This is a genomic window from Arthrobacter sp. ZBG10, from assembly GCF_001238605.1.
In the GTDB taxonomy this organism is placed as follows: domain Bacteria; phylum Actinomycetota; class Actinomycetes; order Actinomycetales; family Micrococcaceae; genus Arthrobacter.
Genome location: NZ_LFQH01000117.1, coordinates 1 through 5,296, shown reverse-complemented (window position 1 = coordinate 5,296; position 5,296 = coordinate 1). Strand labels below are relative to the sequence as shown.

The window sequence follows — 5,296 nt, the reverse complement described above, 5'->3', positions numbered from 1 at the left end:
TGGACCCAACAACACCCCACACCACCCATGGGCGCGAAGCGTGACGACCAGGAGTCAAGTGAACGGGGCGCCGATGATTGGGATCTCCAGGACCAGGAACTCATTCGTGAAGACCCGTTGGGTGCTGATGAGCCCGGACGTCAGGTGCAGTTGGTGCACGCGGAACTAAATGCTTACGAAGCTTGGTTGGGCAGCCTGAACTGCCGCGACGAGAATCCCGAACTTGGAAATGTACCGGCGGATGCCTTCGATGAATCCACAGACGACGTGCACTTGACCTTGCCGCCGTATCCAAATCCGCCAGGCTATGAGTCGCTGGGGAGGGAACCCGACGATGAGGACTTTGTCACCGTCCAAGAACTCCGCCCGGACGATCCGCGTTGGGACCAACTCCCGGCATGTCCTGAACCATCCGTTGGCGATCCGCCCAAGGAATGGGTGACGTATCTGCTGGCCTCAGCGTCGCCCGTCAGGTGAAGTCTGACCGCAAGGTGATGACCGCTGGCCAGTTTCGCCATATCCCGGGTCAGTAATCAGTAGCCAGCAGCCGAGAACCGCTGCGCGCCAACGCTTCGCATGCCCGAACCAACAACGCCACGGGCAGTTGCCCGTGGCGTCAGGTGAAGCTAGTCGCCCCGCGTACCGAAGACGATTTCATCCCACGAAGGGACGCTGGAACGCTTGGGCCGCGCTGGCTGCCGTTCTGGAGTCTCGGAGTCCGGTCCCTGGCCAGAGCCGGAAGCGTCCTCGTTCCGGGGTGCAGACCGACGCGGGTTGCCACCCAGGAGTTCGTTGAGTCCTGCCGTGCCTGACGATCCAACTGCGGGCGCCTGCTCGTTGCCGGATTTCTGCGGCGAAGCAACAATGGTGACTTCACGTGTCGCCGTGCTCACCCCATCATGGAGCCGGAGAGCGTCGTCGTCTTGGGAGTCCCGGTGCGGCGGGATGAGGCTGAGCCGTGACAGCATGGACGGCCGGGGTTCCCGGCGCTTGACGAACGAATCGCCCTGGCCGGGCTGGCCATCCTGAGCGGCCGGCGTTTCGACTGCGTCATCCGTGGATTCGTCTTCGGCTGGTTCCGGCTCCGGGATGACCTCTGAAGGCCGCGGGTGGGCGGCCGGGACTCCGTGTGTGAGGAGCAGGGCCAGGGCGTCATCGGACTGCTCGTCCACACCCAGCCGCTGCCCGCGACGGGAGCGGAGCATATCGAGGATTCCGTCAGGATCGGTGCCGGCAGCGACAGAGGCAGCGCCGGCGGCTGCGGCGTCTGCATCGGTTTCGAAATCAAAGGGCCGGTCCGAGACGGCGGAAAGGCGACGTGCCGGAACGGGCCCGTCCAAGGGCTCAAGCTCACTGAGTTGCTGGGCCCACCGGTTGGCGTTCAGCAGGGTTTTGCGGCCCGGGTTGAACGTCCACAGGGCGGGCGGTTCCTCACCGATCCCGGCGGTGGCGCCGTTTTCGGTTTCGAACGCGGCCGAAACCGTCCACAGGCCGTCCTGGCGGCGCCAGGAGTCCCATTCAACGGTGGAGCCACTAATGCCGTGGGCTGAGAGCCGGTGGGCCACCATGTCGGCGAGCGTTGCCGGGTTGTCCCCAAAAGCAGAGCGGTAAATGTCGTGGCCGGGGGAGGGGGTGGCAACTTCCACCTTGCGGGCCTGCTGGGCAACGTAGTCACGTTCCGCGAGGACCGGGCCCTCGTAGCGCTCAACCTTGGCCAACGGCAGCCCTGAAAGCTCCGCCACGTCCGCCGCCGTGGCACCGGCGCGGATCCGCGCCTGGATGTCCCGCGGGGACATGGGAATGGCCGGCACGTCAGCCTTCGGCTTTGCCGTGGCCCTGCTTGCTGTCCTCAGCGCTTCATCGATCGGCAGCTGGAACATCTCGCCGCCGGCCCCGCTCAACAGGAGGTGAGTCCCGTCGTCGTGTACGCCTACAAGCCGTAGATCCTGCATACAAATCCTCCACCCTGGCATTACTATCAAACGAAACTCTGCCATCCGGCAGGGCGGAATCGGTTCAAGTGGCAGGGCGCGCCGCAAATTTCCGGCGTTTTCTGCAGTAATTCAGGCGGCGTGGGAACTTCAGTTCCGGGTCAGTGCCGCAACCAGTTCGTCCGGCCGGCGGCTGGAGGTCAGCCAAAACGGTGTCCGGTCGGCGGGATCGGTGATCTCGATCTTCACCACGGGATCAATCCAGCCGCGGATGCACAGGTACGTCAGGCCGTTGAGCCGGGTGCCGCGCTCCGCCGTCGCCTCGCGGGCCCGGAAGGCCTCCACGGAACCAACGAAGCGGCGTTCGATGGTGGCACGTCCCACCGTCACCGAATCCCCAGTCACCACAATGGTGGGGGTGGACAAGATAAGCAGTGCCGCGATGATCACAAACAGCACTGCCGCCGCCGTGTAGCCGGCACCAGCGCTGATGGGTGCAAACACCAGGATTCCCGCGCCGGCAATGCCCGCCGAGATGATCCAGATCCACACGTTCGGCCAGAGCTTCTCCCGGTAGATGATGGAAGTCCCGGGAGTCGGAGTACTGGGAACAGGAGTGGGCGTGCTTGATTCGGGCATGTGCCCAGCTTTCCACCTTTGCCTGCCTATTTCACCTTGGCAGACCGGCAACAGGAAGCAAGGCGTCCGACGGCGGGCCAAGACTCAGCAGATCCGTGTCGGCAGGCGTCCCCGCCGCCTAGGCCGGTGCTGGCGACGGGGGTTAGAGTGTGTGACTGTGACTGATCAACCCGCCACAACTGATGCACTGCCCGAACAAGCCACCGCAGAGACGGACGCAGCCGCAACGGCTCCCACTCTCCAGGTGCAGCTGAAAATGCTTGATTCCGGACTTGAACCGCCGTCGTACGCACACCCGGGCGATGCCGGAGCAGACCTTCGGGCCCGCGAGGACGTAACCCTGCAGCCGGGTGAGCGAAGGCTTGTGCCAACCGGTGTGGCCATTGCCCTCCCGGCCGGTTTCGTCGCCCTGATCCACCCCCGTTCCGGGCTGGCCACCAAGCACGGCCTGACAATCGTCAACGCCCCGGGGACAGTGGACGCCGGGTACCGCGGCGAAATTTCCGTGACCCTCCTCAATACCGACACCAGTAACGCGATCGAACTCAAACGCGGCGATAGAATTGCCCAGATGGTCATTCAGCGCGTTGAATACGCGCAGTTCGTCCCGGTCAACGAATTGACCGGATCCGCCCGGGGCACCGGCGGGTTCGGATCCACAGGAGGCTTCGGCCTCCCCAGCGCCTAGTTTCCGGCTCCTGCACCGCGCTGCTGCTGGAGCAGCACAGAACGACGGCGGGACCCCCTCGGGCCGGACCGGAACAGCTACTACAAAGGAGAACCCCATGGTCTTTGGGCTCGGCAGGAAAGCCAATAAGGAAAAGGCAGCCGAACCGGACGATTCGCTGGACACCGCAGAAGCTGCGGAAGCCAAGGCGGAGAGTACGGAGCGGAGCGCCACAGGACCGTTCGACGAATCGGAGATCAGCAGCCAGGACGGTTACATCGACCTCGGCGCTCTCCTGGTCGCCCCGAGCGAGGGCCTCCAGTTGCGGCTCGAGGTGGAGGAAGCCACCCAGCGCGTTGTGGCCGTGACCCTTGACCTCAACGGTTCAAGCCTTCAGTTGCAGGCGTTCGCTGCACCCAAGACCGAGGAACTCTGGGACGAGATCCGCGGCCAGATCGGCCAGTCGGTCGGTTCGCAGGGCGGCCAGGTTGAGGAAGTTGAAGGATCATTCGGCACCGAATTGGTTGCCAAGCTCCCCGCCGGACTCCCCGATGGCAGCCAGGGCTACCGGGTGGCGCGCTTCATCGGCGTCGACGGTCCCCGCTGGTTTCTGCGTGGCGTGCTGGGCGGCCCGGCAGCGTTGGAACGTCCGGCTGCCGAAGCCCTCGAGTCATTGTTCCGCCAAGTGGTAGTGATCCGCGGCGACGTTCCCATGCCTCCCCGCGACCTGCTGCAGTTGCGCCTGCCCAAGGATGCTGCCGCCAGCCCCACACCCGCCGGTGGACCTGTCCTCGAAGAGCCCGAACGCGGTCCCGAAACCACTCAGATTGGCTGATCCGGAGCAGGGCGGAGTCCCGGCCGCCGGCGTTCCCGTCCCGCTCAGCCAACTACCGGCGAAGGGCCGGGTCCTCTGCCGGGGCCGGATAGAGTCCGTCACTTATTTCCCGGCCGACCGGACCGCGGCGTTCACCGCCATCATGTCGGACGCCGAACCGCCCCGCCCCGGCAGTACCGCCACAGCCGGCCGCCGGGCCCGGCTCCGCGTGGTCTGGCTGGGCCGGCGGCGTGTCCCAGGCATCGAAGCAGGCACTGAACTTCGCCTCGAAGGAATGCTCTCCCGGAGCGAAGGCCTGCCAACGATCTTCAATCCTCGTTACGAGATACTTTCCCACCAGGAGAACGAATGACCGCGCCCCAGCACGAACCGTCCTCCACCCCGGAAGGCCCCGGCGCCTTGGGCGAACCCGGCGCCGCCAGCGAGTCCGGCATCGCCGAAGCCGAAGCGTCGGGCCGGGACAACGGCCCGGCCTCAAACGCACGGGACACCACAACGCCAACCTCCGCACTTGCCGCCGAATACGCGGCCAAGGCAGGTCTGCACCGGACCCACACTGGCCAGGTGGACGTGCTGCGCAGCGCTGGCGGCATCCAGGGCATCGCCGAAAGCATCGCGCCGGGACTTGTGTTCCTGATCGCGTTCACCATCACCCGGGACCTCACCCCGTCGCTCGTGGCAGCACTGGGCACGGCAGCGGTGTTCACCTTGGTTCGCCTGGTCCAGCGCAAGCCGCTCACCCAGGCCCTGGCCGGTGTGGTGGGCGTAGGCATCTCCGCCTGGCTCGCCAACAGCACCGGCAAAGCCGAAGACTTCTACCTGCCCGGGCTCATCACCAACGCCGCGTACGTCCTGGCGATGGTCCTCTCCATCATCATCAAATGGCCCGTGGCCGGACTTCTTTTCGGGTTTATCCGTAATGAAGGACTGGACTGGCGCAAAGACCCGGCCCGGCTCAAGGCCTACCGGCTGGGGACCTGGATCATCGTGGCTGTCCTGGCCCTCCGGCTCCTGGTCCAGGTCCCGCTGTACCTGATGGGCCCGGACGGCCTTGCCGCCCTGGCCACTACCCGCCTCATTATGGGTGCGCCACTCTACATCCTGGGCGTGTGGATCGCCTGGTTGGTCACCCGGCCCGCAGGGTCAAGCGAGGCAACTGCCGGAAACACGCAGGACGGGCAGGCTGAAGGGCTGCAGCCCTAGCTGTACTCGGCCAGGACGTTG

General features: G+C 65.5%; 7 protein-coding genes. 5 read left to right on the top strand and 2 right to left on the bottom strand.

Going from position 1 to position 5,296, the window contains the following annotated elements; all coding sequences use genetic code 11:
- The coding region (locus ACU18_RS19805) for a hypothetical protein (RefSeq protein WP_231686141.1) at nt 1–477 on the top strand (477 nt) is incomplete at its 5' end.
- A gap of 149 nt (nt 478–626) precedes the next feature.
- On the opposite strand, the gene sepH is transcribed toward ACU18_RS19805, so the two are convergent.
- Together sepH and ACU18_RS18770 are read right to left on the bottom strand one after the other, a co-directional pair.
- Nucleotides 627–1,952 carry a septation protein SepH gene (sepH, locus tag ACU18_RS18775; RefSeq protein ID WP_050687993.1) on the bottom strand — a complete coding sequence of 442 codons (1,326 nt, stop codon included), beginning with the start codon at nt 1,950–1,952 and terminating at the stop codon, nt 627–629.
- A gap of 129 nt (nt 1,953–2,081) precedes the next feature.
- On the bottom strand, nt 2,082–2,570 hold the full coding sequence (locus ACU18_RS18770; protein WP_050687992.1) for a DUF3093 domain-containing protein: 489 nt from the start codon (nt 2,568–2,570) through the stop codon (nt 2,082–2,084).
- Between the two features lie 157 nt (nt 2,571–2,727).
- On the opposite strand from ACU18_RS18770, the gene dut reads away from it, so the two are divergent.
- From dut to ACU18_RS18750, 4 genes are all read left to right on the top strand, one after another.
- On the top strand, nt 2,728–3,258 hold the full coding sequence (gene dut, locus ACU18_RS18765; RefSeq protein WP_050687991.1) for a dUTP diphosphatase: 531 nt from the start codon (nt 2,728–2,730) through the stop codon (nt 3,256–3,258).
- A gap of 97 nt (nt 3,259–3,355) precedes the next feature.
- Complete coding sequence (locus ACU18_RS18760; RefSeq protein WP_050687990.1) at nt 3,356–4,072, top strand: DUF3710 domain-containing protein; 717 nt, start codon at nt 3,356–3,358, stop codon at nt 4,070–4,072.
- Nucleotides 4,065–4,424, top strand: a complete 360-nt coding sequence (locus ACU18_RS18755) for an OB-fold nucleic acid binding domain-containing protein (protein WP_050687989.1) — start codon at nt 4,065–4,067, stop codon at nt 4,422–4,424. Before ACU18_RS18760 ends, ACU18_RS18755 begins: the two co-directional genes overlap by 8 nt.
- Nucleotides 4,421–5,275 (top strand): DUF3159 domain-containing protein, encoded by an 855-nt coding sequence (locus ACU18_RS18750; protein WP_050687988.1) that lies wholly within the window; start codon nt 4,421–4,423, stop codon nt 5,273–5,275. The genes ACU18_RS18755 and ACU18_RS18750 overlap by 4 nt, the downstream gene beginning before the upstream one ends.
- The last annotated feature ends 21 nt before the right edge of the window (nt 5,276–5,296 follow it).

Coding starts and splice junctions, on each gene's coding strand:
- sepH (WP_050687993.1), bottom strand. CDS start 1,952: ATGCAGGATCTACGGCTTGTAGGCGTACACGACGACGGGACTCACCTC.
- ACU18_RS18770 (WP_050687992.1), bottom strand. CDS start 2,570: ATGCCCGAATCAAGCACGCCCACTCCTGTTCCCAGTACTCCGACTCCC.
- ACU18_RS18760 (WP_050687990.1), top strand. CDS start 3,356: ATGGTCTTTGGGCTCGGCAGGAAAGCCAATAAGGAAAAGGCAGCCGAA.
- ACU18_RS18750 (WP_050687988.1), top strand. CDS start 4,421: ATGACCGCGCCCCAGCACGAACCGTCCTCCACCCCGGAAGGCCCCGGC.